Origin of the sequence: Actinoplanes oryzae, from assembly GCF_030757795.1 — a bacterium.
Lineage (GTDB): Bacteria > Actinomycetota > Actinomycetes > Mycobacteriales > Micromonosporaceae > Actinoplanes.
This window is the reverse complement of the sequence record NZ_JAUQWH010000374.1, coordinates 1-411: the sequence shown is the minus strand read 5'-3', so window position 1 is coordinate 411 and position 411 is coordinate 1. Positions and strand designations below refer to the sequence as shown.

The 411-nt window shown below is 54.0% G+C and carries 1 rRNA gene; it reads left to right on the top strand.

Annotated elements, in window-relative coordinates:
- Positions 1 to 411 (top strand): 23S ribosomal RNA (locus tag RBH18_RS43995); the annotation flags it as partial.

The window sequence follows — 411 nt, the reverse complement described above, 5'->3', positions numbered from 1 at the left end:
AACGACTTCCCCACTGTCTCAACCACAGGCCCGGCGAAATTGCAGTACGAGTAAAGATGCTCGTTACGCGCGGCAGGACGGAAAGACCCCGGGACCTTTACTATAGCTTGACATTGGTATCTGAATGTAATTGTGTAGGATAGGTGGGAGCCGGTGAAGCTCGGACGCCAGTTCGGGTGGAGGCAATCTTGAAATACCACTCTGTTGGATTTGGGTATCTAACTTCGGGCCCTGATCGGGTCCAGGGACAGTGTCTGGTGGGTAGTTTAACTGGGGCGGTTGCCTCCTAAAGGGTAACGGAGGCGCCCAAAGGTTCCCTCAGCCTGGTTGGCAATCAGGTGTTGAGTGTAAGTACATAAGGGAGCTTGACTGTGAGACTGACGGGTCGAGCAGGGACGAAAGTCGGGACTA